Genomic DNA, 26,480 nt, shown 5'->3' on the forward strand with positions numbered 1-26,480 from the left:
GCTCAGCGCGGTGCGGCGGGCCACTCGCCGATCAGCGAGAACACGCGGCTGTTGTCGGTGAGCCCAGCGAGGGCGGGGAGCACCGTGCCGGGCATGCCGGCCACGATCAGAGGCACCTGTGTGTCGCGCAGGGCCGGGTCAGGCACGCAGCCGGCCTGCCGGTACGGCACGTGGGCCTCGCACCAGTTTTCCTGCCGCAGTGGATGGTCCGAGAAGATCACGAACCGCGGGGAGAGGCCCGCTTGTCGCACACGCACCGCCAATCCGGCCACCCAGCGACTGGCCCGGTTCACGTTCTCCCGATAGTCCTCCGACAGCGAGGTGCCTCCCACCCGACCCGGGGGATGAGGCAATGGCACATGGGCGAACAGCAACCCGCCCAGTGTCATCGTGGGGGCCTCCTCCACGTCGCGCAGCACCCTCGATCGCAGATCTTCCCACGGCCAAACGAGGAGGTCGATGCAGCCAGAGGGGTTCGCTGGCGCCGACCAGAGGCCCCGCCGCCATAGCGCGCAGTGCCAGCGCGGCCACGCCGTGAACGCGAGGTCCAACCCCTCGCGCCGGCACCAGCGCAAACCCGCGATGGCACAGTAGGGGTGGTAGAAGCCGACCACGTCGATGTCCGGGCGGGTCGCGACGACCTTCGAGAAATCCAGGACCCGGCTGTCACTGCAGACGGACGAGATGGAACAGGGCTTCGCGTCCGAGAAGCGCCCCCCGGCGAACAGACTCGGGACAACCTGGATGGTGTTGCGATCGACCGATGTGACGCGCGCGCTGTCCACGGCCAGCCCGGCGTCCGCGAGCGCGCGTTCGAAAGCGGGGGCATCCGACGCGTTCAGTTCGTCCATCAGCAGCACGATGGTCGCCGTGCGCATCGACCCGTCAGCCGGCACCGGCACGGTCGCGACCGGTGGCCACGCGAACGAAGGCGCGGTCCACCACGCGATGAGAGGCTGACCTCCCACGAACAGCAGGACCGCGACCCCGACCACCGGACGGCACCGCGCCCATGCGCCAGCCGGGACGAACAGCACCGCGAGCCCCATCACGGCCAGGCCGGACCACAGCGCAGTGACGGTACCACCGGACACATGTGCCGTCGCCGCCGGCAGGACGGCGACATGGAGGGCGAGGCCCGCCGCGCCCACGACGGTGGCGCGCGACGTCCGTACCCGGCCTGGGGCGGAAGGCCGCCAACCGGCCCACCACGACACTCCCCACACGAGCGCCGTACCCGCCAGCAGCGGCACCAGGCGGCCGATGGTCAATCCGAAGCGGTGGTAGGCCTCGGCGATCGCCAGTTCGCTCAGCGCCGCCAGCAGCAAGGCCGCGAGGGCCCACCGGTCCCGACGGACCTCGGCACCTGCGTCAACGCTCATCGCCCCGCCCGAAGCAGCGCGAGACGGCGGCTGCCGGGAGACAGCACGACCTCCTCCTCGATCTCGAAACCCGCGTCCAGGAAGGCCTGGCGCTGCAGGTCAATGGAGAAGTCGCGTGGGTCGCGCTGGCGCTGCGAACACAGCAGCTGCATCTGCGGATCACCTTCGTCGATCCACTCGACCACCGCACGCTGCCTGGTGCAGCGCCTGACGAAACCGGCCACCTCGGCGAGCGGGATGGAACTGGAGACGATCAGGTGGTGCACCAGCGCCAGCACCAGGACGACGTCGAAGCGCCCCTCGAGCCGCTGCAGCAGGCCTGGATGCTCGCGGCCCGCCCAGCCGCGACCGCCCGACAGGTCGTCGAGCATGGCGATCAGCGGCAGGATGTCGCGCGCACCGCGCTGGGAGAGATACAGCGACTGAATGGCATCGTGGTCGCCATCAACGGCCACCACCCGCGCGCCCGCTGCCACGGCCAGGCGCGAGAACTCGCCGGTGTTGCACCCGAGGTCGAGCACCCACTGCGGCGCGAGCGTGCCCAGCCAGCGCTGCACGGCTTCGCGCTTGCGGTCCACGCTGCCTTCGGGATAGTGCTCGCGGTGTTCGCGGTAGGCGGCCCAGTTGGACGAACCCACGCCAGATGGTCGGCCACCGTCGACCATCCACGAGAGGGTCTCCTGGAGCCCCCCCCGGTAGGACACGATGGACTCGCGCGAGGCGGTCGGATCCGGGGATGCGGCGACCGCAGCCACACCGCTGCCGCCACCGGCCATGGCCGGCCAGAAACGGGTGAAAAAGCGGGAAATCCCGAACAGCCGGCGGGCGTCTTCGGGCAGCAGCCCGTCGCGCGACACGAGGAACGCCGTCCGAGCCTGCAGGCCCCTGGACCGCGCCACGGCCAGCGGCAGCACGAAGTGCCGGGCGAACTGGCCCGCCGCCCACCACTTCCGCCCGGCCAGCGGCACGAACGACATCAGGTCGCAGAACACCGGCCGGGCGCCGTCGAAGAGAACATTCCAGGCGGAAGCATCCTTCAGGTCGAACCCTTCCGCGACGGCGTCCTTCTGCAGGTCGAGCGTGAGCCGGGCAGCGTCGAACAACTGCGCGTCGCACCATTCCATGGGGTGCGACACGAACGGCAGTCGCTCCGATTCCACGCGCCGTTCGGACACCACCTCGAAGGGCACGAGGCGGCCGTCGCCGGCCCAGCGTCGGGCCAGCGAAGATGCGAGGAAATGCCCTTCCGGCAGCGGGTGTCGAAGGTGACGGATGACGCGGGTATCGCCGAACTCGATGCTTGCTTCCGGATCTCTCATTTGCGGCGCAGGCGATCCAGCAGCGACCTGATGGCCTTGACCGGGCTGCGCACGAAGACGATGACCGCCCCGAGGGCCGCCAGCAACCCTTGCCAGAGCAGCATGCCGCTGCCTGGGTCGACGTAGGCGAAGGCCGCGGCCGGGCTCAGCAGAATCGCCAGCACGAAGGTCGTGCGAAGGCTTTCGGGACGGTTTTTGGTCATAACCTCGACACAAGACACAGATAAAGGCGGAATGGTACAAGAGCCGGGGCTCTCTGCTTGCCCGTCGCGCCCCTGCCTCTCAAGGGTTTCACCTGGACGCTGGCGCCTCGGGTCCGCCCCCCAGCTCCGGCGGCTTCCTGATCATCAGGTCCACGTACGTCTCCGCATCCTGGTGGATCTTCAGCCGGATCGGGAGGTAGCGGTACTGCGGCGCGATCCACATCTCCACGGCCAGGTCGCCGCCGGCCCGCGGCACGAGGCGGGGCTTGAGGCGGTACACGGGGATCTCGCCGAAGGACGTCCACAGCGTCTCCGGCTCGGACACGTCGTACAGCATCGGCGTGACCGAACGGGGCATCGCCAGCGGCACCGTGATCACCGCACCCGGGGTCAACAGGGCCGGCTGGGTCGTGAACTGGAAGGCGAGCTGGACGAACTGGCTGGCCGTGTCCTGCACCCCGGGCCACCGTTCGCGGCGCTGGCCGTTGGCCAGCTGGATCTGCTGGTCCTCGAGCAGCACGATGGCCCGCGTGGGGTTGCTGAACGGCAGCTTCGTCTCCTGGTCGTAGCGTTCGGGCCGCAGGCCGTCGGGCGTGATGCGGCCCTGGCTCGTCATGCGGCGCGACATGAACGGCGCGAGCGACGGCCCCACGCTCACGTCCAGGTGGACCTGGTACGCGTCGTCCTGCCGGACCCATTCGACCTGCGCGTCGCCATGGATGGGCCCGCGGTAGTTGCCGGTCAGGTCGAAGGTGACCCGGGTGGCCAGCGGCCATTCGAACGGCGGTGCGCTCGCGGCCACGTCCACGGGGACCACCACCGGCACCGAGGCGGCCTCGGCGACGGGCTCCAACACCGGCTCGGGTTCGGGCACCGGCACGGGGGCCGATGCGGCCGGCTCCGGGGCCTCGGGCTCCGGCACGGCCGGCGCGGGAACGCGCTTGCGGCGCGGCGCCGGCGCGGCTTTCGCCACCGGCACGGGGTCGACCCGCTCCATGCTGCGCACGTAGACGGCCTTCATGCGCTCGGGCATGTCGCTGCGGGCGTCCAGCCCGGACAGTTGCTGGCCCACCTCGCGCACGATGCAGCCGTGCACCAGGGCCACCGCGCCCACGAGCGCACCGAGCGCCGCCCCCCGGCGCAGGCGCGTCAGCCGGGCAGCCACGCCCGCCGCAGTTCGAGCGCACCCGCCGCCAGCCCGGTGGCGGGCTCCGGCGCCAGCGTGACCGCGCCGGCATCGGGCGCGGCCGGCACGGTGGCGGTCAGCCGGCGCACCCGGCCGTCGCGCACCGTCAGCAGTTCGACCTCGCCCGAGGCCGGCAGCACCCGCGTGGCGTCGTCGAGCCGGCGCACGCGCCAGTCGTCCACGGCGATCAGTTCGTCACCAGCCGACAGCCCGGCGGCCTCGCCCTCGCCGCCGCGCAGCACCGAGGTCACCTTGACGCCGGTGAGCGGGCTCTCGGACACCCGCACGCCGAGCCGCTGTGCGAGCGTGGGCGCCTGGGCGGACCAGCTCACGCCGAAACGCGCGAGCAGCTTCTGCAACGGCAGGTCGTCCGTGCCGTGCACCCAGTCGCCCAGCTCGCGGGCCATCGACCGGCCCGACACCTCCTTCAGCACGGCCGCGATGTCGGCCTCGGACACGGGGCCGCCGCCGCTGCGCGCCCACAGGCCGCGCATCACGTCGTCGAGCGAGCCGCGGCCCTCGGCGCGCAGCGTGAGGTCGAGCGCGAGGCCCACGAGCGAGCCCTTCGTGTAGTAGCTGATGGTCGAGTTCGGGGTGTTCTCGTCGCCGCGGTAGTACTTGACCCACGCGTCGAAGCTTGCCTGCGCCACGCTCTGCACCTTGCGGCCCGGCATGGCCAGCACGCCCGACACCGTCTTCGCCACGAGCTTCAGGTACCGCGCCGGATCGATCAGCCCCGTGCGCAGCAGGAACTGGTCGTCGTAGTAGGACGTGAAGCCCTCGAAGAACCACAGCAGCTCGGTGTAGTTCTCCTGCGTGTAGTCGTACCGCTTGAACTCCGCGGGCCGCAGCTGCTTGACGTTCCAGGTGTGGAAGTACTCGTGGCTGATGAGCCCGAGCAAGGTCACGTAGCCGTCGGACGATTCGGGCCGCCCGCGCTGCGGCAGGTCGCGGCGCGCGGCGATCAGCGCCGTGCTGGCGCGGTGCTCCAGGCCGCCGTAGCCGTCGTCCACCGCGTTGAGCAGGAACACGTAGCGCTTGAAGTGCGGCTTCTTCTTGCCGTGCCAGAAGGCGATCTGCGCGTCGCAGATGCGGCGGCTGTCGGCGAGCAGGCGGTCGCCGTCGAAATCGGGCAGCGCGCCGGCGATCACGAACTCGTGGGGCACGCCGCCGGCCTTGAAGGTGCCGCGCCAGAATCGGCCCAGCTCCACGGGGTGGTCGACCAGCTCGTCGTAGTCGGCGGCCTCGTACACGCCCTTCTTCGCCCCGACCGGCATGGACGTCGCCACATCCCAGCCCTTGGGCAGCTTCGCCAGTTCGAGCTGGTGCGGCTCGGCCTCGCGGCCGTGCACCCGCAGGCAGACGCCGGTGCCGTTGAAGAAGCCGCGGTCGGCGTCGAGGAAGGCCGCGCGCACCGAGGTGTCGAACGCGTAGACGGTGTAGGTGACGACCAGGGCGCCCCGGCCGCCGCAGCGGGCGACCCAGCCGGCCTTGTCGACCTGTTCGAGGGGGACCGCCTCGCGGCCCTGCCGTGCCGAGACCCCGGACAGGTGCCGGGCGAATTCCCGCACGAGGTAGCTGCCGGGGATCCACACCGGCAGGCTCAGGCGCTGCTCGGCGGCGGGGGCCGGCACCGTGAGGGTCACCTCGTAGAGGTGGGCGTGGACGTCGGCGGGGGTGACACGGTACGAGATCATCGGCGGGGGCTTCCGGGCAGCGGCGATGCGGGCATTGTCACCCGCCGCCCGCCCTCCCCGCCGATGTCAGGACTTCACGACTTCGGCGCGGCGGTGCCGGCCGCGCTGGCGGCGTTCAGGCGCTTCTCGATCTCGTCGAAGCCGATGGCGCCCGGCACGCGGGTGTTGTCGACGAACACGAGGGCCGGCGTGCCGTTGACACGGTGCTTGCGGCTCAACGCGAGGTTGCGGTCGAGCGGCGTCTCGCAGGCGCCCATGGTCTTCACGGGCTGCTTGGCCTCGAGCATCCAGCCGAGCCAGGCCTTGGCCTGGTCCTTCGAGCACCAGATGTTCTTCGACTTCTCGCCCGAATCCGGGCCCAGCACCGGGATCAGGAACGTGTAGACCGTGACGTTCTTGAGCTTCTGCAGGTCCACCTCGAGGCGCTTGCAGTAGCCGCAGTTCGGGTCGGAGAACACCGCGAGCTTGCGCGCGCCGGTGCCGTTCTTCCAGACGATGGCGTCCTTCAGCGGCAGCTTGTCGAACTCGATGGCGGTGAGCTTGTTCAGCCGGGCCTCGGTGACGTTCGAGCGGGTGCGGGTGTCGATCAGGCTGCCCTGGAAGACGTAGTTGGCCGTCTCGTCGGTGTAGATGATGTCGGTGCCGTTCACGCGCACCTCGTAGATGCCCGGGATGTCGGTCTTGGTGACTTCGTCGATGGCGGGGAGGTCCGGCACGCGCTGCGGCAGGTTCTTGCGGATCGCCGCTTCATCGGCGAACGCCAGCGACGTGGCGAGGAGGCCGGCGGCCACGGCCGCCAGGCTTCGGGAGAGGTGATGCGTGGTCATCGGAGGCTTTCTTCAGAAGTCGAGGGCACGGGCCGTGAGCCAGCGCTTCAAGGGGGGGAGCTGATTGACAAGACCCATGCCGCGGTTGCGGAGTTCCCGCAACGGGGCCTGGGGACCGGCGAACAAGTGCAACAAGCCGTCCGTGAGCCGGCCCATGGCGCGGGTGGGCAGATCGCGCGCCCGCTCGTATCGCCGCAGCAACCGGGCGTCCCCGACCGGTCGCCACGATTCGCGTGTGGAGATGACCTGCGTCAGCGCGGCGACGTCGGCCAGCCCGAGGTTGAGGCCTTGCCCCGACAGCGGATGCACGACGTGCGCGGCATCGCCGAGCAGCACCCAGCCGGGGCCGCTCCAGGCGTTCGCGCGGGCGATCATCAGCGGCCACGAGGCGCGTTCGCCGGTGAGCGCCAGCACCCCGGCATCGCCCTGCGTGGCCTCGTTCAGCGCGGCCTCGAAGGTGGCGGGGTCGAGTGCGAGCAGCTCCTGCGCGCGCGCCTCGGGCAGCGACCAGACGAGCGCGTAGCCGCGGCCCGGCGACGGCGCGTCGAACGGCAGCAGCGCGAGGATGTCGGGCGAGCGGAACCACTGGCGCGCGACGTGGCGGTGGTCTTCCGTGGTGGACAGGCGCGCGGCGATGGCGCGGTGGCCGTAGTCCTGGCGTTCGAACACCACGCCGAGTTCGTCGCGGCCGGCCGAGGCCTTGCCTTCGCACACGGCGGTGAGGTCGGCCTCGACGGGGGCGCCCACGACGGTCACATGGGGCGCGTAGCGCACGGCGGCTTCGAGCGCCTGCTCGAGCAGCGCGGCGTCGGTGATCCACGCGAGTTCGGCCACCTGCTGCTGCCACGCGGAGAACTCGATCACGCCGGTGGCATCGCCCTCGACGTGCATCTCGTGCACCGCGGTGGCGGCGTGCGCGGGCAGCGCGTCCCACACCTTGAGGCCGCGCAACAGGTCGACCGAGGCGGCGTTGAGCGCGTAGGCGCGCACGTCGGGCCGGGCGGGCGCGGCCGGCTCGGCCACGAGCGCGACCCGCAGGCCCAGGCGGGCGAGCGACAGCGCGAGGCTGCGCCCCACGATCCCCGCACCCCGCACGCAGACGTCATGTCGTTTCATGGGGTCCATTGTAGGGAGGCACGGAGGGGTTCTGGGCCTGGGCAGAATGGCCGGGTTTTCACTCGCGCGGGTTCTGTTCACCGCACCGTCACACACCCATGGCACCTCTCCTCCGCAAGCTCCTGATCGCCTTCGGCGCGCTGCTCCTGGTTCTTGTGGCGGCCCTCGCCATCCTGGCCGCGACCTTCGATCCGAACGCCTACAAGGGCCTCGCCATCGACTGGATGAAGACCGAGCGCCAGCGCACCCTGGTGATCGAGGGCCCGGTGGCGCTGTCGTTCTTCCCGACCCTCGCGGTGCAGATCTCCGGTGTCACGCTGAGCGAACGCGGCAAGGCCACCGAGTTCATGCACCTCGACGAGGCGAAGCTGTCGGTGGCCGTGATGCCGCTGCTGCGCAAGCGCCTGCAGGTCGACGGCATCTCGGCGAAGGGCGTTCGCGCGGTCTGGCGGCGCGCGGCCGACGGCTCGTCGAACATCGACGACCTGCTCGCGAAGAAAAGGCCCGACGAACCCGAGGCGACCGGGGGCCCCGAGGGCGAGGCCCTGGCCTTCGACGTGAGCGGCGTGAAATTCGAGGACCTGAAGCTCACGGTGGACGACGCGCTGGCGGGGGTCGCCGGCGCGGTCGCGGTCAAGTCGTTCGTCACGGGGCGGCTGGCCGACCAGGCGGAATCGCCCGTCGAACTGGATGCGCAGGTCGACCTCACGCGCCCTGCGCTCAGCGGCCACCTGAGCGGGAAGACGAAGCTGCGGCTCGACCTGAAGGCCCACCGCACCGCGCTGCGCGACATGCAGCTCGCGTGGGTCGGCAACGCCTTCGGCATCCAGGCGCTCGACACGAAGCTCACCGGCGCCCTCGCCCACGACGGCGCGGCGGGCACGCTGGCCGCCACCGACCTCGACGTGCGCATCGGCGCCACGCTCGGCGCGCTGCGGCTCGACGGCTCGCAGGTCGCGGTGAAGTCCTTCGGCTACGACCCCGCGAAGAAACACCTCGCGCTCGAGCAGCTCAAGGTGCGCATCGCGGGCAAACAGGACGGCAACCCGCTCAAGCTCGACCTCGACTGGCCGAAGCTCGCGGTCGACGGCACGGCGCTGAGCGGCGGCCCCGTCACGGGTGAACTCTCGCTGAAGGGCCCCCTGGCGCTCGACGCCACCTTCAAGTCCGCCGCACCCCGCGGCAACTTCGAACGGGTGGAGGTGCCCGGCTTCGAGACCACGCTCAAGGGCAGCAGCGGCCCGCGCCGCATCGCGGGCACGGTGCGCTCGAACCTGGCGCTCGACGTGGCGGGCCAGGCGCTCGCCGTCGAAGGCCTGGCCGCGAAACTCACGATCGAGGAGCCCTCGCTGCAGCCGCTCGCGCTCGACGCCGGCGGCCGCGCGACGGCCTCGGCCAAGGCCGCCACGTGGAAGCTCACCGGCGCCATCAACACGAACCCGTTCGACACCGAAGGCCGGGTGGGCCTCGCCGACAAGCCCGTCTCCATCGAGGCCTCGGCGAACTTCAAGGCGCTCGACCTGAACCGACTGCTGCCGTCCGCGCCCCCTGCGGCGGCGGCCTCGTCCGCCGCGCCCGGCAAGGCCGGCGCGGGCGATGCCGCCCCGGTGGACCTGTCGGCCCTGAAGTCGGCCCAGGGCCGCTTCAGCCTGCGCGCCGGCACGTTCGCGTACCGCCAGTACCGCGCGACCAACCTCGCGATGGACGCCACGCTGCGCGGCGGCACGCTCAAGGTGGCGCCGTTCTCGGCCGAACTGTGGCGTGGCAAGCTCGACCTCGTGGCCCAGGCCGACGCCAACGCGAACCGCATCGCCGCGAAGGGCGCGGCCGACGGCATCGACATCCAGGCCCTGCTGAAGGACGTCGCCGACAAGGACCTGCTCGAAGGCCGCGGCCGCCTCGCACTGGACGTCGCCACCACGGGCCGCACGGTGGGCGAGCTCAAGTCGCACCTGGACGGCAGCACCAGCCTGTCGCTGCACGACGGCGCCATCAAGGGCATCAACCTCGCGCAGCGCCTGCGCCAGGCCCGCGCGGCGATCTCGATGAAGGCCGATGCCGCCGCGAAGGCTTCGGCCACCGAAAAGACCGACTTCTCCGAGCTGTCGGCCTCGTTCACGCTCGCCGACGGCATCGCGCGCAGCAGCGACCTGAACATGAAGAGCCCGTTCCTGCGCCTCGGCGGCGAGGGCCTCGTCGACATCCCGAAGTCCCGCATCGACTACACCGTGCGGGCCACGGTGGCCGACACGTCCAAGGGCCAGGGCGGCGCCGAGCTCGCCCTGCTGCGCGGCGTGACGGTGCCCGTGCGCCTCACGGGCCCGCTCGACGGCATCGAGTGGGACATCCGGTGGTCCGCCGTGGCCGCCGACGTGCTGCGCACCGACGTCGGCCGGGCCCTGGAAGACCGCCTCAAGGACAAGCTGGGCCTGCCGCCGCGCTCGGCCAGCGCACCCGACGGCGCCGCCTCGCGGCCGGAAGACCTGCTGAAGGACAAGTTGCGCCGCCTGCTCAAATGAGGCCCTCCTCGCGGCGTCGAACGCCCGTGCAATCGGGCAATCCGTCACGGAATGCCCGTGGATCCCGGGGAAAAAGACGACCGCGGCGCCCGTGCGCGCCATGAGAATTCGTCTCGTATGCAGCGCGCGCAACCGGCTCCCCTCCAGAGGTCCTCGGCATCCGATGCGGCGCCGAGGTTGACGCTGGTCGCCCAACGCACGGCCATCCGGCTGTTCCTGCTGCTGTCCGTCTGCATCGGGCTGATCTGGGGCGCGGAGGCGCATGCGGGGCTGCTCGTCCCCTCCGACCGCATCGCCTACCCGCTGATGATGGTGTGGTTCCTGGCATTGACGGTGCTGGTCTGGCGCAGACCCTCGCAGCTGCTGCTCACCCAGGGACTGGTGACGGTGGGCGTCGGCGCCTACCTGGTCGGCACCATCGGCTACGCGCTGCTGGTGCAGGGCGACATCTCGCTGTACTCGGCGGCCTCGCTCGGCTACTGGGTCATGGGCGCACACCTGCTGCTCTTCTTCACCTGGCCGGCCGGCACGGCCTGGGGCCTGAGCATCGCGATCACGCTGCTGTCCACGCTGCCCGCGGTGGTGGTGCAGGTGCAAGGCACCACCATGCCCGGCTGGGCCGACGTGCTGTGGCCGCTCTACATCAACGGCTTCTGCGCGCAGGCGATGCTGGGGGTCGTGCTGTTCGTCATCGCGCGCCAGGTGAGCCAGCTGATCCAGCTCACCCCGATGCGCAACGCCTCGCCCACGGGCGACGCCTTCACGGTCAACGAGTTCATCGCCCACCGCATGCGGGACCTGGAACTCGCCCGCGACGCGGCCGAGCAGGCCTCCGACGCGAAGTCGCGCTTCCTCGCCACGATGAGCCACGAACTGCGCACGCCGCTGCACGGCGTGCTCGGTGCGGCCGACCTGCTGCGCGACCAGACCACCCCGCCGAAACAGCGCGCCGAGCTGATCGAGACCGTGCGCCGCGGCGGCACGCACCTGCTGCACCTGATCAACGACGTGCTCGACCTGTCGCGCATCGAGGCCGGCCGGGTCGAGATCTTCAACGAGGGCTTCGACCTGAACCAGTGCCTCGCCCACGTGCGCGACACGATGCAGCCGCAGGCCCAGGCCAAGTCGCTCAAGCTCAACTACCGGGCCGCGCCCAAGCTGCCCCCCTTCGTGCTGGGCGACGAGTTCCGCCTGAAGCAGGTGCTGATCAACCTGATCGGCAACGCCCTCAAGTTCACCGACCGCGGCCACGTGACCCTCGAAGTCGACTACGACCGCGCCCGCAGCGAGCTGCTGCTGCGCATCCAGGACACGGGCATCGGCATCGCCCCGGGCGAACTCGCACGGGTGTTCGACGCCTTCCACCAGGCCGACAGCGGCAGCACGCGCCGCTTCGCGGGCACCGGCCTCGGCCTCGCCATCACCCGCCAGCTCGTCACGCTGATGGGCGGGCGCATCATGCTCGACAGCGAACCGGGCGTGGGCACGCGGGTGCAGCTGCAGCTGCCGCTGCCCGTGTCCGACTCGCCGGGGCGCGAGGCCATGACCAGCACGGTGTCGTTCGACGCCGACCTGGCCGGCGTGCGCGCGCTGCTGGTGGACGACGACCCGATCAACACGATGATCGCCGAACAGATGCTGCGCGGCGTGAACATCGAGGTGCGCACGGTGCACTCCGGCATCGCCGCGCTGGAGGCCCTGGCCCAGGGTGGTTTCGACGTGGTGCTGATGGACTGGCTGATGCCCGGCATGGACGGCCTCGAGGCCACGCGCCGCATGCGCTCGGGCTCGGCGGGCGAGACCGCACGCTCGCTGCCCGTCATCGGCCTGACCGCCCACGCCTTCGCCGAGGACCGCGCCGCCTGCCTGCAGGCCGGCATGGACGAGGTGCTGGTCAAGCCCGTCTCCCGGGTGCAGCTGCTGCGGGCGGTCAAGCGGGCGGTGGAAGTGCGCGCGCGCCCGTAAAATAGGCGTTTTGCACCGCCGCGGGCGGTTGCGTCAGTCAGTCACCCCTTCGCGCGCCCGCGCCACCACACCATGAGCCTCAAATGCGGCATCGTGGGCCTGCCCAACGTCGGCAAGTCCACCCTCTTCAACGCCCTCACCAAGGCAGGCATCGCGGCCGAGAACTACCCGTTCTGCACCATCGAGCCCAACGTCGGCATCGTCGAGCTGCCCGACCCCCGCCTCCAGGACCTCGCCGGCATCGTCAAGCCCGAGCGCATCGTCCCGGCCATCGTCGAGTTCGTCGACATCGCGGGCCTCGTGGCCGGCGCGTCGAAGGGCGAAGGCCTCGGCAACCAGTTCCTCGCCCACATCCGCGAGACCGACGCCATCGTCAACGTCGTGCGCTGCTTCGACGACGAGAACGTGATCCACGTGGCCGGCAAGGTCGACCCCATCGCCGACATCGAGGTCATCCAGACCGAGCTGTGCCTGGCGGACCTGGGCACCGTCGAGAAGGCCGTGCACCGCGCGCAGAAGCTGGGCCGTGCCGGTGACAAGGACGCGCTCAAGCTCGTGACCGTGCTCGAGAAGGTGCAGGCCGCGCTGGACGAAGCCAAGCCCGTGCGTTCGCTCGGCCTCAGCAAGGACGACCTGCTGCTCATCAAGCCCCTGTGCCTGATCACCGCGAAGCCGGCCATGTTCGTCGGCAACGTCGACGAAGGCGGCTTCGAGAACAACCCGTACCTCGACCGCCTGCGCGAGTACGCCGCCACGCAGAAGGCCCCCGTGGTCGCCATCTGCGCGAAGACCGAGGCCGAACTCTCCGAGATGGAAGACGAGGACCGCCTGATGTTCCTCCAGGAGATGGGCCAGAGCGAACCCGGCCTCAACCGCCTGATCCGCGCCGCCTTCACCCTGCTGGGCCTGCAGACCTACTTCACCGCCGGCGTGAAGGAAGTGCGCGCCTGGACCATCCACATCGGCGACACCGCCCCGCAGGCCGCCGGCGTCATCCACACCGACTTCGAACGCGGCTTCATCCGCGCCCAGACCATCGCCTTCGACGACTTCGTCGCGTTCAAGGGCGAACAGGGGGCGAAGGATGCGGGGAAGATGCGGGCGGAAGGCAAGGAGTACGTCGTCAAGGATGGGGACGTGCTCAACTTCCTGTTCAACGTCTGAGCGATCGGACGAACGTCATGTGAAAGAGGGCCTTCGGGCCCTCTTTCTTCTGGCCCGGGATCGGTCTACTTCTTGGCCGGGGCCACCGGTTCGACCGCAACGGCGAGCGCCTGCGTGTAGACCGCCTCGATCTGGTCACCCACCTTGATGAGCTTGAACTGCTTCGGATCGGACACGTTCAGCTCGACGGTGCGCTTCGGACCGCGGAGCGTCACCAGGTGCTTCTTCGGGTTGACCGCGATCACGTCGGCGATCACCGTGACCTTCTCGCCGACGATGCCGGCCGGGCGATCGCCCTCGGCGGCCCGGGCGCCATCGGCGCTCGACGTGGCGCTGCGCAACGCCTTGCCATCCTTCTTGAGTTCGAGCGACAGCGACTCGAGATAAGCCACCTTCACCGAATCACCGACCTTGACCTGTTCGAGGTTGCGCACGTCGGGGCTGACGCCGAGGTCGACCACCTGCCCCTTGGGGCCCTTGAGGGTGACCACGCGCTGCGCGACATCGATCGCCTCGACCGTGGCCGTGACCACCTGCTTGCGGGCGACGAGGGCCTTGCCGGGTTTGGCCGTGTGAATGATCTGGGGCTCTCCCGCCTGCGGTTGGGCATGGGCAGGCAGGGAGAGGGAACCCAGCGTGGCGGCCAGGGCAAGGAGCAGTGCGGATTGATTCATGGGACCTCGTTCAAGGAATGAAGGGGCACTCGCGGCACACCTCGCACCGGTTCGTCGAGGTGCTGCCTGCCCCGGCGAGTGACCTCGCCGCGAGGAGGTTACTGCGCGGACCGGCCGTTGAACACTGCCCGAAGGTGCAGCCCCGCGCCTTTGGTCGTGACACTCGCCGGGGTCAACCGCCCGCCGACTGCACGATCGCCAGCATCGACTCCAGCAACGGCGAGTCACTCGCCTTCAGGTAGAAGCAGTACAGGTCCATGTGCGCCGGCACGCGGCTCACGAGCGGCCGGTACGCGATGCCCGGGAACGCCACGTTGACCATCGATTCGGGGACCAGCGTGATGCCCTGCCCCGTCGACGCGAGCACCGTCGCGGCCACCACGTCGGAGGCCTCGCTGCCGAAACGCGGCTCGAAGCCGTGCGCGCGGCACAGGGCCAGTGCCTCGGACGCCGCGGCCGGGGCCGAGCCCACGAGCCAGGTTTCTCCGGCCAGTGCATCGACCTCGACCGCGCGCCGGGCCGCGAGCGGGTGCCGGGTGCTCAGGGCCACCCACAGGTCCTCGCGCGCGACGTGCCTGACCTCGATGTCCGGCTCCTTCGGCAGCAGCCGCTCGAAGACGATCAGCACGCGGCCCTTGCGCAGGGCGTCGATCTGCTGCGGGGTCTGCGCCTGGTGCAGCGCGAGTTCGACCTCCGGGTGGGCCGCCTTGAACGCGCTGAGGATCCTCGGCACGGCGCCGAACACGGCGGAGCCGTAGAGGCCCACGTGCAAGCGGCCCTGCTCGCCACGGGCCACCCGCCGCGTGTGGTCGGCCGCCTGCCCGGCCAGGGACAGCAGCGTGCGCGCGTGGCGCAGCAACTCCTCGCCCGCCTCCGTCAGGGACATGCCGTGTGGCGTCCGCCGGAACAGCGCGGTGCCCAGTTCCTCCTCCAGCGCCTGGATCTGCCGCGACAGCGGCGGCTGGGAAATGTGCAGCCGCTCGGCGGCCTTGCCGAGGTGTCCCGTCTCGGCGACGGCGATGAAGTAGCTCAGCTTGCGCAGGTCCATGGCCATTACCCAAAAGGTATCGAGTGGATCCAAAAAAGCAAGAAAACCATGGTGTTAACGATATCACAGCGAAGTTCGCACCTTTTCGATACTGACGGCTCCCGGGGCACGGTGAGGCGTTTCCTCAGCACGTGGCTCCACCTTTCCCTGTTTCGACCTGGAGTGAACCGTGAAGAAGTCGTTCGACCTGCGCCGCACCGCGCTCGCCCTTGCCGTCAGTTCCGCCCTCGCCCTCGCCGCCTGCGGCGGTGACGACGACACGGCGGGTTCGGCGCCCGACAACAGCCTGGCGTGGATGACCGAGGCGGTCGTCGCCGAGCAGAAGGCCGCGACCGCGGACACGGCGAAGGAGGCGGTGGCCAACCGCCGCGCGAAACTCCTGCTGGCCGCGATGACCCTCGAGCAGAAGCAGCAGCAGCTCACGGGCAGCCTGCCGGAGATCCTCCCCGAGCTCCCCGAGTGCTACGGCGCCCGCCACGTGAGCGGCATCGCCGCGCTGAAGATCCCCACCTTCCGCATCACCAACGGCCCGGTGGGCGTGGGCCAGAACGACTGCGTCTCCAAGAGCATCTACGAGCAGGTGATCGCCGGCCTGAAGTCGTTCACGGCCGCGTACACCGACCCGAGTTCGGCGAAGGCCACGGCGCTGCCGTCGGCCATGGGCGTGGCCGCGTCGTTCGACCCGGCGGTCGCCACCGCCTTCGGCGAGGTGATCGGCACCGAGATGAACAACCTGGGCCTGCACGTCTTCGAGGCCCCGGGCGTGAACATGGCCCGCCTGCCCATCCTCGGCCGCAACTTCGAGTACTTCGGCGAAGACCCGTACCTCACCGGCACCATGGGCGTGGCCGAGGTGAAGGCCGTGCAGGCCAAGGGCCTGATCGGCATGGCGAAACACTTCGTCGCGAACGAGCAGGAAACCAACCGCATGACGATCCAGCAGACCGTCGACCGGCAGGTGCTGCGCGAGATCTACCTGATCCCGTTCGAGATGGCGGTGAAGGACGGCAAGTCGGCGTCCATCATGTGCGCCTACAACTACGTCAACAGCTTCTCGTCCTGCCAGAACGAGGAGATGCTGACCGGCGTGCTCCGCAACGACTGGGGCTTCACCGGCTACGTGCAGTCCGACTTCTTCGCGATGAAGAGCACGGCGGGCACGCTGGACGCGGGCATGGACCACGAGATGCCGATTCCGCAGTTCTGGTCGAAGACCAACCTCAACGCCGGACTGGCCTCGGGCTCGATCAACACCGCGCAGCTCGACAAGGCGCTCGAGCGGCGCTACACGCAGATGTTCAAGGCGGGCATCTTCGACCGCGCGCTGAAGCAGACCCCGATCGACTTCACCGCCAACGGCGTCGTCGCACGTGACATCGGTGCCAAGGCGGCCGTGCTGCTGCAGAACAACGGCGCGCTGCCCATCGCCTCCACGGTGCAGACGGTGGTGCTGATCGGCAAGGCCACCCAGGTGTACGCGCAGCAGGCCGTGGCCGGCGGCGTGATGGTGGGTCAGCCGATGGGCGCCGGTGGCGGCAGCTCGGACGTGGTGCCGAACTACACCGTCGCGCCGGTCGACGGCCTGCGCGACGCGCTGAAGGCGCTGGGCAACACCACCGCGAAGGTCAAGCTGATCCTCGTGGACGACGGCAACACGACCGCGACGATCGACGGCACGGCCACCACCTTCGCGGCGGCCCTGACCGAGGCGGCGAACGCCGACGCCGTGGTGATGATGGCGGGCACGATCTCCGAGGAAGGCGCCGACCGCGCCACCTTCACGGCCACCAACGGCACCACCCTCGCCACCCCGGCCGGCGACGGCAGCAGCCTCGACTGGTACGCGGCCCGCTCGAACGTCATCGCCACCACCGGCACGAGCAACACCGCGAAGAACAGCAACACCGTCGCGATGATCCAGGCCGTGATGGCGACGGCGTCGGCCACGGCCACGCCGATGGCGCAGAAGGCCACGCTGGTGCTGAAGGACAACGCGGGCGTGTCGATGGACCCGTCCCTCGTGGGCGCCGCCGGCCCCTCCATCCTCGAGGTGTGGTTCCCGGGCCAGGAGGACGGCAACATCGTGGCCGACCTCGTGTTCGGCCGGAAGACCCCCGGCGGCAAGCTGCCGGTCACCTTCCCGTTCGCCGGCAAGGGCTTCCTCGACACGGTCACCACGCAGCAGTTCCCCGGCCTCGTGGGCGGCGACGGCGTGACGCAGGTGGTCGAGTACACCGAGAAGCTGCACATGGGCTACCGCTGGTACGACGCGAACGTCAGCGGCCAGTGCGCCCCGGTGGCGGGCGTCAACCCGTGCGTGGCCTTCCCGTTCGGCCACGGCCTCTCGTACACCACCTTCACCACCACCGCCCCGAGCGTGGCACTCGCCAGCGGCAAGTACACGGTCAAGGCCACGGTGACCAACACGGGCGCCAAGGCCGGTGCCGAGGTCGTGCAGGTGTACCTGTCGCTGCCGACCGGTGCCAGCACGGTGGGTGCCGCGCAGCCGCCGAAGCGCCTGGTCGGCTTCCAGAAGGTGGACCTCGCCGCGGGCGCATCGAAGGAGATCACCCTCACCATCGACCCGGCCGCCAGCAACCACCCGCTGAGCGTGTGGAGCACCACGTACAACCAGTGGATCACCGCCGCCGGGACGTACACGGTGCACCTCGGCAAGTCGTCCTCGCCGAGCGACCTCGTGGTGGCCGGCACCTTCACCCGCTGAGCGCGCGCGGGCGATCTCCGCACAAGTTCGGCAAAGGGGCCCTCGGGCCCCTTTTTCGTTCTTCCGCAACTCCGCATCGTCCCGGATGGCCGAACCGGTTCCACTCGCCCAGACTGCTTGGTCCGTCACACGCGAAGACGTCGAAGGGCGAGACGATGGACCCGCACAACCAACTGCACCTCTGGGACGACCGCTTCCTCTACGTCACGCCCGAGATCCATTCGGGCCTGACCGCGCGTTCGACGGCCACGCTGCTGCTGTCCGCGGTGGGCCGGCCGTTCCGGCTCGAAGGCCTCGACGGTGAAAGCGTGCGCTGCGAGGCGGCCCTCGTGGCGCCGCACGTGCCGCGGCGGCTGGACGTGGACGGCGGCGGCCTGCTGTCGCTCAACCTCGAACCCGCGACCCCGGCCTTCCGCCAACTCGCAACGCGCATCGGCGAACGGGGCATCGACGTGCTGGACCCGCGCCGGTTCGGCACGCTGCGCGACCTGTTCCAGCCTGCGCTGGACGGCGAGCTGAACGCGGTGCAGCTGCGCCACCTCTGCACCCGCCTCGTCGAGTGCGTGACCGGCGGCCCCGAACACGCCGCCGCACTCGACCCGCGCGTGGAGCGGGTGATGCAGGCCCTCCGGGAGAACACCGAGCCGCAGTCCCTCGCGAAACTCTCGGCCCTCGCCTGCCTGTCGCCCGATCGCCTCACCCACCTCTTCGCCCAGCAGGTGGGCCTGTCGATCAAGCGCTACGCGCTGTGGGGCAAGGTGCGGCGATCGGTCGCGCTGATCAGCGGCGCGCCACGCCTCACCGACGTCGCGCTGAACGGGGGCTTCACCGACGCGGCCCACATGAGCCGCACCTTCCAGAGCTACTTCGGTCTGCAGCCGTCGTTCGTCAGCCGGCAGATCGACGTCCGGACAAACCCGCGGAACGGTGCCGCGGTGGCGGGCATAGCCGCTTAGTTCAAGCCAGCCGCAAAGCGGCTGCCTATCCTCCGCCGCTCCATGCAGTCGAACGGAGATTCCATGCAACGCTTGTTCTTCCGCGGCAGAGCGCCGCTGACCGCGCTGGCCCTGGCCACCGTCGCCCTGGTCGCCGCGTGCGGCAGCGACGACGACGCCCCCGAGCCCACGTTCAAGGCCGACATCCGCCGCACGGGGATGGGCATTCCCCACATCAAGGCGGACAACTGGAGCGGCATCGGCTACGGCCTCGCGTACGCGCAGGCCCAGGACGACCTGTGCACGCTGGCCGACTCGTTCCTCACGTACCGCGGCGAACGCTCGAAGTTCTTCGGCGCCGACGCCCAGATCCCGTTCTCCAGCACCATCGGCCGGCCGAAGAACCTCGACGCCGACTTCTTCCACCGCCACGTGCTCAACGACGACGCGATCCAGGCCGTGGTCGCGGCGCAGCCCGACACGATGAAGCAGATGATCACGGGCTTCGCGGCGGGCTACAACCGCTACGTGCGCGAGATCAAGGCCGGTGGCGAGGCCGGCGCACACGCCGCATGCCGTGCCGAGGCGTGGGTCCGCCCCATCACCACCGACGACCTCTACCGCCGCATGTACGCCGCGAACTTCGCCGGCGGCTACAGCAACTTCCTCGCGAACATCGCCAACGCGATCGCCCCGGCCGCGGCCGCCGCCACGTCGCCCACCGTGGCGATGGCCCGCCGCGGCACGCGCGCCGCGAAGCCGCTGCAACTCGCCATCGCCTCGGAGAACCTCCCCGAGTTCCAGGTGGGCGGGGTCGAGGGCGTCGGCAGCAACATGATCGGCTTCGGCACCGCCGCCACCGGCGACGGCAGCCCGCTGCTGTTCGGCAACCCGCACTGGTACTGGCGCGGCCCCGACCGCTTCTACCAGGCCCACCTCACGATCCCCGGCACGCTCGACGTGAGCGGCTCGACCTTCCTCGGCATGTCGATCATCCAGATCGGCTTCAACCAGAACGTCGCGTGGAGCCACACGGTCTCGACGGCCCGCCGCTTCGGCTTCTTCCAGCTGACGCTGGCCGCCGGCGACCCCACCAGCTACATGCGCGACGGCCAGGCCGTGAAGATGAAGGCCCGCGCCATCACGGTGGACGTGCGCCAGACCGACGGCACCGTCACGCCCACGACCCGCACGCTGTACGAGTCCGAACACGGCCCGCTCGTGAACCTCGGCCTGCTGAACCCCGCCCTCGCGTGGAGCCAGACGATGGCCTTCGCGATCCGCGACGTCAACGGCGAGAACTACCGCCTGTACCGCAACTGGCAGCGCTGGAACCAGGCGAAGTCGCTCGACGAGTTCGCCGCCATCCAGCGCGAGGAAGTGGCCATCCCGTGGGTCAACACGGTGGCCGTGGGCCGCGGCAGCGCGAAGGCCTGGTACGCCGACATCGGCGCGGTGCCGAACGTGTCGCCGGCGCAGATGACCGCCTGCGCCACGCCCTTCGGTGCGGCACTCGCCCCGTCGCTGCCCCGCGTGCCGGTGCTCGATGGCTCGAAGAGCTCGTGCGACTGGCAGAGCGACACCGACTCGGTGCAGAAAGGCGCCATCGGCCCGGCCCGCCTGCCGAGCCTGATGCGCGCCGACTACGTCGCGAACATGAACGACAGCTACTGGCTCGCGAACCCGGCCGAACCGCTGACCGGCTTCCCCACCATCATGGGCCCGGCCGGCACCGAGGCGCAGAGCTTCCGCACCCGCCTCGGCCACCTGATCGCGCAGGGCCGCCTGGCCGGCACCGACGCCTACGGCAGCAGCACCGCCGCCACCAGCGACATCGTGCGCCGCATGGTGCTCGACAGCCGCGTGCACACGGCCGAGCTGTTCAAGGACCAGGCGCTGGCGCTGATCTGCACCGGCACGCCGATCTCGGTGACCGGTGACGTTGCCACGGGCACGACCTTCCCCGCCCCCGTCGACGTGGACCCGGCGGAAGCCTGCGCGGTGCTCGGCAACTGGAACAACACCGGGACCCGCACCTCGCGCGGCGCGCACCTGTGGGATGAGTTCTGGGCGCGTGCGAGCAAGGCCACGGCCGCCTCGCTCTACCAGGTGCCGTTCAGCGCCGCGGACCCGATCCGCACGCCGCGTGACCTGAAGACCGACGCCGGCAACACGGCCACGCTGCGGCAGGCCCTCGGCGCGGCGGTGCTGCGCGTGCAGGCCAGCGGCTACGCACTGGACGCGGAACGCGGCACGGTGCTCTTCGCCACCCGCGGTGGCCAGAAGATCCCGCTGTACGGCGGCTGCGGCGCGCAGGGGTACTTCACCATCGCGTGTTCGGAGAACCGCCTCGACCAGGGCGGCTACACGATGGACAACAACCCGAACGGCAACAGCTACATGCAGGTGGTGCGGTTCCCCGAAGGCAAGGTGGAGGCCTACACCTTCCTGACCTTCTCGCAATCCGACGACCCGGCCTCGGCGCACAACGCCGACTACACCCGCGCCTACAGCAACGGCGAGTGGCTGAAGGTGCCGTACACCGAAGCAGAGATCTCGGCCGACCCGGCGCTGAAGCAGACCCGCATCAGCGAGTGACGGTCCCGCGGGCCGGCCGGCGCGGGAGCGCCCGGCCGGCCCGGTTCATTCATTCACGCACCGACACCCGACCTTCGGCACCGCTGCCGGTGTCGACCGTCCACAGGCGGCCGGCTTCGTCGAACACGAGCCACTGGTGGTCGACGTGGCGCACGCGGCAAGCGGTGCCCCCGGGCCAGTCCAGCACGCCGAGCAACCCGCCCTGGTCGGCCGAGCGCAGTTCGTGGCGACCATCGGCACGCCGCATCATCCATTCGCCCCCGCCGCCCGCGATGGACCATCCGTCGAGGGCTCCACCGTCCCACGGCGCCGACCACCGCGTGGTGGCCGTGCCCGCGACCCCTTCGCCACGCAGGCTCGCCCCGTCCGGACCGACCCCCAGGTGCCACCAGCCCCGGCGCGGGTGCAGCAGGCCCCGGCCGTCGCCCTCGGGCAACACGAGCGGTTCGCGCCCGGCCAGCCGGCGCCGGAGTCCGACGTAGTGCCAGTGTTCGAGGCCCTGCCGGCCGTCGCCCACGACGACGTGCTCGTCCTGGCCGTCGGTCACCACCGCCCCCACCGGGCCGGGCAGGTCCGTCACCTGCCAGAGCACCTGCTGCAAGCCCTCGCGGGTGTCGAGCACGCGCAGCGCCTTGCCCTGGGCCACGGTCCAGCCGATGCCGTCGAAGGTCGTGGCGCAGAGGTCGAAGGCGATCGAGCCGAGGTCGGTGACCCGGCGCTCCAGCACGTCGATGCGGCTCACGCGCCACACGTCGCCGCGGGGCGCGAGCGCCAGCGCGACGAGCCCGCTCGGGGCCGTGACGAGCCGCGAGGCGGGCACCGCGAACCGCGTCCGGACACGCCCGCCCTCGTCCAGCAGCGCGGCCCCCGCCTCGCCGAACGCGACGAGGTACCGCCCCGCACCGGCCGGCGCGGCATCGAGGACGGCAAGCGTGCCGGGCTCCGGCGCGTGCCAGACGGGGACGTCGTCGCGTGGTGCCAGTGGCTCCATCAGCGGAGCCGGCAGCGGCACACCGTCCGGCAGGTCGGCCCGCAGCCAGGGATCCTGCGCGATGTCGAGCAGGCGCTGCACCTGGGGGCGCGGCAGGCGGCCGACACCGTCCGCCTGGTCCGCGAGCAGCGGCGGCAGCACGCGGCGCGCGAGCTGGTCCACGGCCGCGTTGCGGTCCTTCGCCTCGGCCACCGCGAGGGCGCCGGCCAGGGCCGCGCGGTCGCGGTGGCGGGCGGGGTCGTCGAGCAGCGCCCGGAGCGGTGTGGCCACCGAGGCCATCGTGTCGGGCGCGACCAGTGCCCGGACGATCAGGGCCTGCGCCGCCAGCTCGCCGCCCGCGGCGTCGGCCCGGGCCAGCCACTCGGCCGCCTGCTCGCGGTGGCTGTCGAGCGGCCACAGCACCCGCACCGCGTCGAGCCAGCGGCCCTCGTCGGCCAGCGACCGGGCCCAGCCCTCGGTCAGTTGCGCGGCCGCCTCGGGCCAGCGCTTGCGCAGCTGCAGCACGGCCTGCGCGAACGACTGGTCGCGCCGGGCCACCACGACGGCACGCCGCCAGTCGCCGGAGAGGCACAGCAGGCGCACGATGGTGGCGGAGTCCATGTCCCACTGGAGCGCGAGCTTGGCCGCCTGCTCGAAGCGCTGGTGGCGCTCGAGGTAGTCGAGCGCCTCCTGACGGGACTGCAGCAGCTCGGCCAGCACGAACACGGCCTCGTCGATCTGCCCCGCGCGGTCGAGCCGCTCGAACGCGCGTCGGTACACCTGGCGCAGGTGGATCTCGAACGCATCGTCCACGCCGATGCCGGTGCGCGCGCCACCGCCCCGCGGGCGGTCCAGCCGCAGGTCGTCCCGCGGCCCCGGCGTGCCGAAGGCCTGGCCGGCCGATGGTTCGCCGTCCTTCCCGAGCGGGATCGCGTGGCGCAGCGCCTCGCGCAGGTCGCCCTCGTCGAACATCTCGAGCATGCGCCGCAGGTAGGCCGCCTGCCGGAACCCGATCAGCGTCGACAGGCGCGAGGCGACGGCGAACCGGGCCAGCCACTGGCGCCATCGCTGTGGCACGGTGCGGGCCGTGCCGCGCGGGGGCACGTCGCCGTGGCCCGCCCCGCCCTGCCCTGCGGCGCCGGTGCCCTGGCCCGAGCCAGGTGCCGGTCGCGGCGACGCGGCCCCGACGGCCCGCGCGAACCCACGCATCGCCGTGTCCCACGCCCAGCGCGCCACCATGAAGACCAGCCAGGCCATCACGAGGGCGGTCACCAGCATCGCGAGGCTGCCGCGCGTTCCCTCGTCGGCCACGCCACCGAGGAGCCAGGCCGCGAGCAGCACGCCGGCCAGGGCGGAGGGTCCGACGCCGGCCTTCGTCCACCACCCCGGCCGGCGCCTTTCGGCGAGCCGCTGCCGGAAGCGGTGCTGCTCGTCGCTGGCCGGCGGGAGGTCGAGGCCCAGCACGTCGCGAATGTCGCCCTCGGGGCGCGGCGGGTCGACGAGTTCGAGGACCGGGGCGAGCCCCTCGTCGTCGAAGGTGTCGTGCAGCGCGAAGGCCCCCACGTCCAGCCACGCCGCGGCATCGAGGGGCACGGCCTGCGCGAAGTGCAGCGGCACGGCTTCGCCGCCGCGCACCACCACGAGGTCGCAGGCGGGCAGCGCGGCGCGTTCGTCCGCCGACAGTTCCGCGGTGCTCCAGAACATCCCGTCGCGCACGACGGGCCATGCGCGCAGCGCACTGCAGTCGAGGGTCGCAGGCCCGGGCCAGCGCAGCAGGTCGCCTTCGGGGAAACGCAGCACCGTCGCGCCGCGGCGCCAGTGCGCGAGCACGAGGCCGGCGCGTTCGCCCTCGGTGAAGCGCCGGGCCGGCAGCCAGAGGCCCGCCACCGGCCGATGGCCTTGCAGCACCGGTTCGCGCACGTCAGTCATCCCGGCCCTCCTCGCCGCTGCGCACCCTCAGCAGCACGGCGTTCTCGGGCACCGAAAACACCACCAGCGCGCGGTCCACCGTGAGCAGCGCCACGCGGCCCGACTCGGCATGCACCGACTGGCGCTCGATGGTTTCCGGCGAGCTCCACACGGTGCGGAATCCCGTCGGGCCGATGAGCAACAGGTCGCGGCGTGACGGGCTCAGGGCGACCAGCACCGAGCCGCGGCCCCCCGGCGCCGCCGTGAGTCCGAAGACGACGGCCCGCGTGGGCTCCGAGCGCCACACGACCGGCGGCGCGCCGCCCTCGACGGGTTCGTGCACGTCCCACACCGCCGTGAAGTCGGCCGCGACCCCGCGGACGGCACAGCCGCCGAACCCGTTCCGCCAGCGGCTGGCCGGCCCGATCAGGACCGACACCCCCTCGCCGGAGCGCACCGGACCGAGCGGGTGCGTGACCTGCACGCGCGCCCCGGTGTCGGACACGAAGGCCTTCAACACCCCCTGCTCTTCGGCCACGAACGCGAAGCGGCTGTGGTCGATCGCGGCGACGGCGTGCACCTCCTTCGCGCGCAGCATCGGCCCGCGCACCGGCGGCCCGGCCCAGAAGACCAGGCGGCGGGACGCGTCGAGCACGAACACCGACGAGCCCATCATGAACGCGTCGAGCCAGCGGCCGACCTGGGGCGGCGCATGGAAGTGCTCGCGTTCCGGCCGGGGCACCACACCGATCTGGCTCTGCCAGAACCGCAGCAGGCCGCCACCCGGGGCCGACAGCAGCAGCACCAGCTGCTTGCCCCTCATGGCCCCGGCCAGCGGCTCGCTGCCGGCGGACCAGCTGAGCGTCCGGGTGCGGCCGCGTGCCGGCTCGCCCAGGGCGTTCAACGGGAAGACCGACACGGCCGTGCCTTCGAGCAGCGGCACCACGACGTAGCGTCCGTCGTCCGAGAACAGCGGAGCGATGCGGATGGACAGCCGGTCGGACCGGAAGCTGCGGGCCTTGGGCACCGGCATGCCCTGGAACCGTCCCTTGAGCAGCAGCACGGACGTGTCCGCGTCGCCGAGCGGCAGTTCGGCGCGGCGGGTCGCACCGGGGCGGCCCACCTCCACGTCGAGCGAGTCGTCGAACAGCGCGGGTCGCACCCACGCCAGGTGCGTGGCCGTGTCGTGCCGCCGGGGCCCGGGCCCCACGTGCCAGCATTCACCGAAGTCCATCGCCTCGAGCACCGGTGACCATGCCTGCGCGCCGGCCGGACCGCCGGCGTCGTACGTGCGGGCGCCCAGGAGCGCGAGCAGGTCCTCCGGCCGCAGCGCGTCGTGCAGCACGCCGGGCTGCTGCAGCACGCCCCAGCGGAAGGTGCCGCCGGCGGCCACGGCGCGGCGCGCGAGCAGGATCCACAGCGCCAGCTGCACGAGCCGCGGTGCCCCGAGCTGGCGCGGTCCGGCATCGAACAGGGCCACGATCAGGCGCTGCGGCCGGCGCCCGCGCGGCTGCGGTGCGAGGAACAGGTGCTCGCCGCTGGCCGCGCGGCGAAGGAACTCGTCCGGCACGTCGGCGGCCAGCAGCCATTCGGACGTGAGCAGGCGTTCGTACGGCCCGCGGCGACGCAGGTCGCCCAGCCCGTCGGGCTCCTCGGCCCCGGCCGCACGCCGGCCCTCGAACCGGCCGACCAGGGGGTCGAGCCGGGCCAGGATGTCCCCGAGCGACACGGCCAGCTCGGGTGCGAACCAGTCCAACCACGGGAACCAGGGCCGCAGGGTCTCGGGCAGCGAGGCGGTGGTGGCGGCCGTCATCGGTCACGCCACCGTTCGGCCCAGGCGGCCAGCGGCGCCTGGGGCCAGGGGCGCTGCCGATCGAGCGGCACGGCCACCGACGGGCGCGGCCACAGCAGCAGCGGCGTGCGCCGGTGCGCGGCGGCCAGCGCGCGCTCCAGCAGGTCGAGCGGCACGTCGGGCTCCCACAGCGTGGGCAGCCACAGGGCCGGCGCCTCGCGGCGCGGGGCGGCGTAGGCCACGCCGTCCACCCACGGCAGGTCGGCCTCGGCGCCGAACAGCACCAGCACGTCGCGTCCCGCCGTGGCCTGCAGCCGGGCCTGCGAGGCCTCGGGCAAGGTCGCCACCCGGGCGCCGAGGCGCGGCGCCACGTCGCCCCAGGCCACGACGGCCTGAGGCGCGGGTGCGTCGGCGCAGGCGCGCCAGCGGCAGGGCAGCCCGGGGTTCAACGG

General features: G+C 71.4%; 18 protein-coding genes. 6 read left to right on the plus strand and 12 right to left on the minus strand.

Going from position 1 to position 26,480, the window contains the following annotated elements; all coding sequences use genetic code 11:
* Positions 1-2 precede the first annotated feature (2 nt).
* The 7 genes from A4W93_RS23715 to A4W93_RS23745 form a co-directional block, all read right to left on the minus strand.
* Positions 3-1,382 carry a hypothetical protein gene (locus A4W93_RS23715; RefSeq protein WP_085752960.1) on the minus strand — a complete coding sequence of 460 codons (1,380 nt, stop codon included), beginning with the start codon at positions 1,380-1,382 and terminating at the stop codon, positions 3-5.
* Complete coding sequence (locus A4W93_RS23720) at positions 1,379-2,701, minus strand: hypothetical protein (RefSeq protein ID WP_099959974.1); 1,323 nt, start codon at positions 2,699-2,701, stop codon at positions 1,379-1,381. The genes A4W93_RS23715 and A4W93_RS23720 overlap by 4 nt, the downstream gene beginning before the upstream one ends.
* On the minus strand, positions 2,698-2,904 hold the full coding sequence (locus tag A4W93_RS23725; RefSeq protein WP_085752962.1) for a hypothetical protein: 207 nt from the start codon (positions 2,902-2,904) through the stop codon (positions 2,698-2,700). Before A4W93_RS23725 ends, A4W93_RS23720 begins: the two co-directional genes overlap by 4 nt.
* Before the next feature lie 88 nt (positions 2,905-2,992).
* The gene (locus A4W93_RS23730; protein ID WP_085752963.1) at positions 2,993-4,069 is read right to left on the minus strand and encodes a DUF3108 domain-containing protein; all 1,077 of its coding nucleotides are present in this window, start codon (positions 4,067-4,069) and stop codon (positions 2,993-2,995) included.
* On the minus strand, positions 4,054-5,787 hold the full coding sequence (locus A4W93_RS23735) for a M61 family metallopeptidase (RefSeq protein ID WP_099959975.1): 1,734 nt from the start codon (positions 5,785-5,787) through the stop codon (positions 4,054-4,056). The genes A4W93_RS23730 and A4W93_RS23735 overlap by 16 nt, the downstream gene beginning before the upstream one ends.
* Before the next feature lie 74 nt (positions 5,788-5,861).
* On the minus strand, positions 5,862-6,614 hold the full coding sequence (locus A4W93_RS23740) for a DsbC family protein (RefSeq protein WP_085752965.1): 753 nt from the start codon (positions 6,612-6,614) through the stop codon (positions 5,862-5,864).
* A gap of 12 nt (positions 6,615-6,626) precedes the next feature.
* Positions 6,627-7,730: an FAD-dependent monooxygenase gene (locus A4W93_RS23745; protein WP_085754302.1), complete on the minus strand. Its 1,104-nt coding sequence runs from the start codon at positions 7,728-7,730 to the stop codon at positions 6,627-6,629.
* Positions 7,731-7,828: 98 nt separating this feature from the next.
* Between A4W93_RS23745 and A4W93_RS23750 the strand changes: the two genes are divergently transcribed.
* From A4W93_RS23750 to ychF, 3 genes are all read left to right on the plus strand, one after another.
* Positions 7,829-10,249 (plus strand): AsmA family protein, encoded by a 2,421-nt coding sequence (locus tag A4W93_RS23750; protein ID WP_085752966.1) that lies wholly within the window; start codon positions 7,829-7,831, stop codon positions 10,247-10,249.
* Between the two features lie 177 nt (positions 10,250-10,426).
* The gene (locus A4W93_RS23755) at positions 10,427-12,214 is read left to right on the plus strand and encodes an ATP-binding protein (RefSeq protein WP_169726582.1); all 1,788 of its coding nucleotides are present in this window, start codon (positions 10,427-10,429) and stop codon (positions 12,212-12,214) included.
* Between the two features lie 72 nt (positions 12,215-12,286).
* On the plus strand, positions 12,287-13,378 hold the full coding sequence (gene ychF / locus A4W93_RS23760) for a redox-regulated ATPase YchF (protein ID WP_085752968.1): 1,092 nt from the start codon (positions 12,287-12,289) through the stop codon (positions 13,376-13,378).
* A 65-nt stretch (positions 13,379-13,443) separates the two neighbouring features.
* On the opposite strand, the gene A4W93_RS23765 is transcribed toward ychF, so the two are convergent.
* Both A4W93_RS23765 and A4W93_RS23770 read right to left on the minus strand, forming a co-directional pair.
* On the minus strand, positions 13,444-14,052 hold the full coding sequence (locus A4W93_RS23765) for a hypothetical protein (RefSeq protein ID WP_085752969.1): 609 nt from the start codon (positions 14,050-14,052) through the stop codon (positions 13,444-13,446).
* 172 nt (positions 14,053-14,224) lie between these two features.
* Positions 14,225-15,100 carry a LysR substrate-binding domain-containing protein gene (locus A4W93_RS23770; RefSeq protein ID WP_169726583.1) on the minus strand — a complete coding sequence of 292 codons (876 nt, stop codon included), beginning with the start codon at positions 15,098-15,100 and terminating at the stop codon, positions 14,225-14,227.
* A gap of 169 nt (positions 15,101-15,269) precedes the next feature.
* Between A4W93_RS23770 and A4W93_RS23775 the strand changes: the two genes are divergently transcribed.
* The 3 genes from A4W93_RS23775 (at position 15,270) to A4W93_RS23785 (ending at position 21,358) form a co-directional block, all read left to right on the plus strand.
* Positions 15,270-17,825, plus strand: a complete 2,556-nt coding sequence (locus tag A4W93_RS23775) for a beta-glucosidase family protein (protein ID WP_085752971.1) — start codon at positions 15,270-15,272, stop codon at positions 17,823-17,825.
* A 155-nt stretch (positions 17,826-17,980) separates the two neighbouring features.
* A complete protein-coding gene (locus tag A4W93_RS23780; RefSeq protein ID WP_085752972.1) occupies positions 17,981-18,781 on the plus strand; it encodes a helix-turn-helix domain-containing protein in 801 nt (266 codons plus the stop codon).
* Between the two features lie 63 nt (positions 18,782-18,844).
* Positions 18,845-21,358: a penicillin acylase family protein gene (locus A4W93_RS23785; RefSeq protein ID WP_085752973.1), complete on the plus strand. Its 2,514-nt coding sequence runs from the start codon at positions 18,845-18,847 to the stop codon at positions 21,356-21,358.
* A gap of 49 nt (positions 21,359-21,407) precedes the next feature.
* Here the strand turns inward: A4W93_RS23785 and A4W93_RS23790 are convergent, their stop codons facing one another.
* The 3 genes from A4W93_RS23790 to A4W93_RS23800 are packed head-to-tail and all read right to left on the minus strand — an operon-like array spanning position 21,408 to position 26,477.
* On the minus strand, positions 21,408-24,257 hold the full coding sequence (locus A4W93_RS23790; protein ID WP_085752974.1) for a bpX6 domain-containing protein: 2,850 nt from the start codon (positions 24,255-24,257) through the stop codon (positions 21,408-21,410).
* Positions 24,250-26,049, minus strand: coding sequence for a hypothetical protein (locus A4W93_RS23795; protein ID WP_085752975.1), 1,800 nt, complete (start codon positions 26,047-26,049; stop codon positions 24,250-24,252). The genes A4W93_RS23790 and A4W93_RS23795 overlap by 8 nt, the downstream gene beginning before the upstream one ends.
* The gene (locus A4W93_RS23800) at positions 26,046-26,477 is read right to left on the minus strand and encodes a bpX5 domain-containing protein (protein WP_085752976.1); all 432 of its coding nucleotides are present in this window, start codon (positions 26,475-26,477) and stop codon (positions 26,046-26,048) included. Before A4W93_RS23800 ends, A4W93_RS23795 begins: the two co-directional genes overlap by 4 nt.
* Between the last annotated feature and the right edge of the window lie 3 nt (positions 26,478-26,480).

The sequence above is a fragment of the Piscinibacter gummiphilus genome (assembly GCF_002116905.1).
Classification (GTDB): domain Bacteria; phylum Pseudomonadota; class Gammaproteobacteria; order Burkholderiales; family Burkholderiaceae_C; genus Rhizobacter; species Rhizobacter gummiphilus.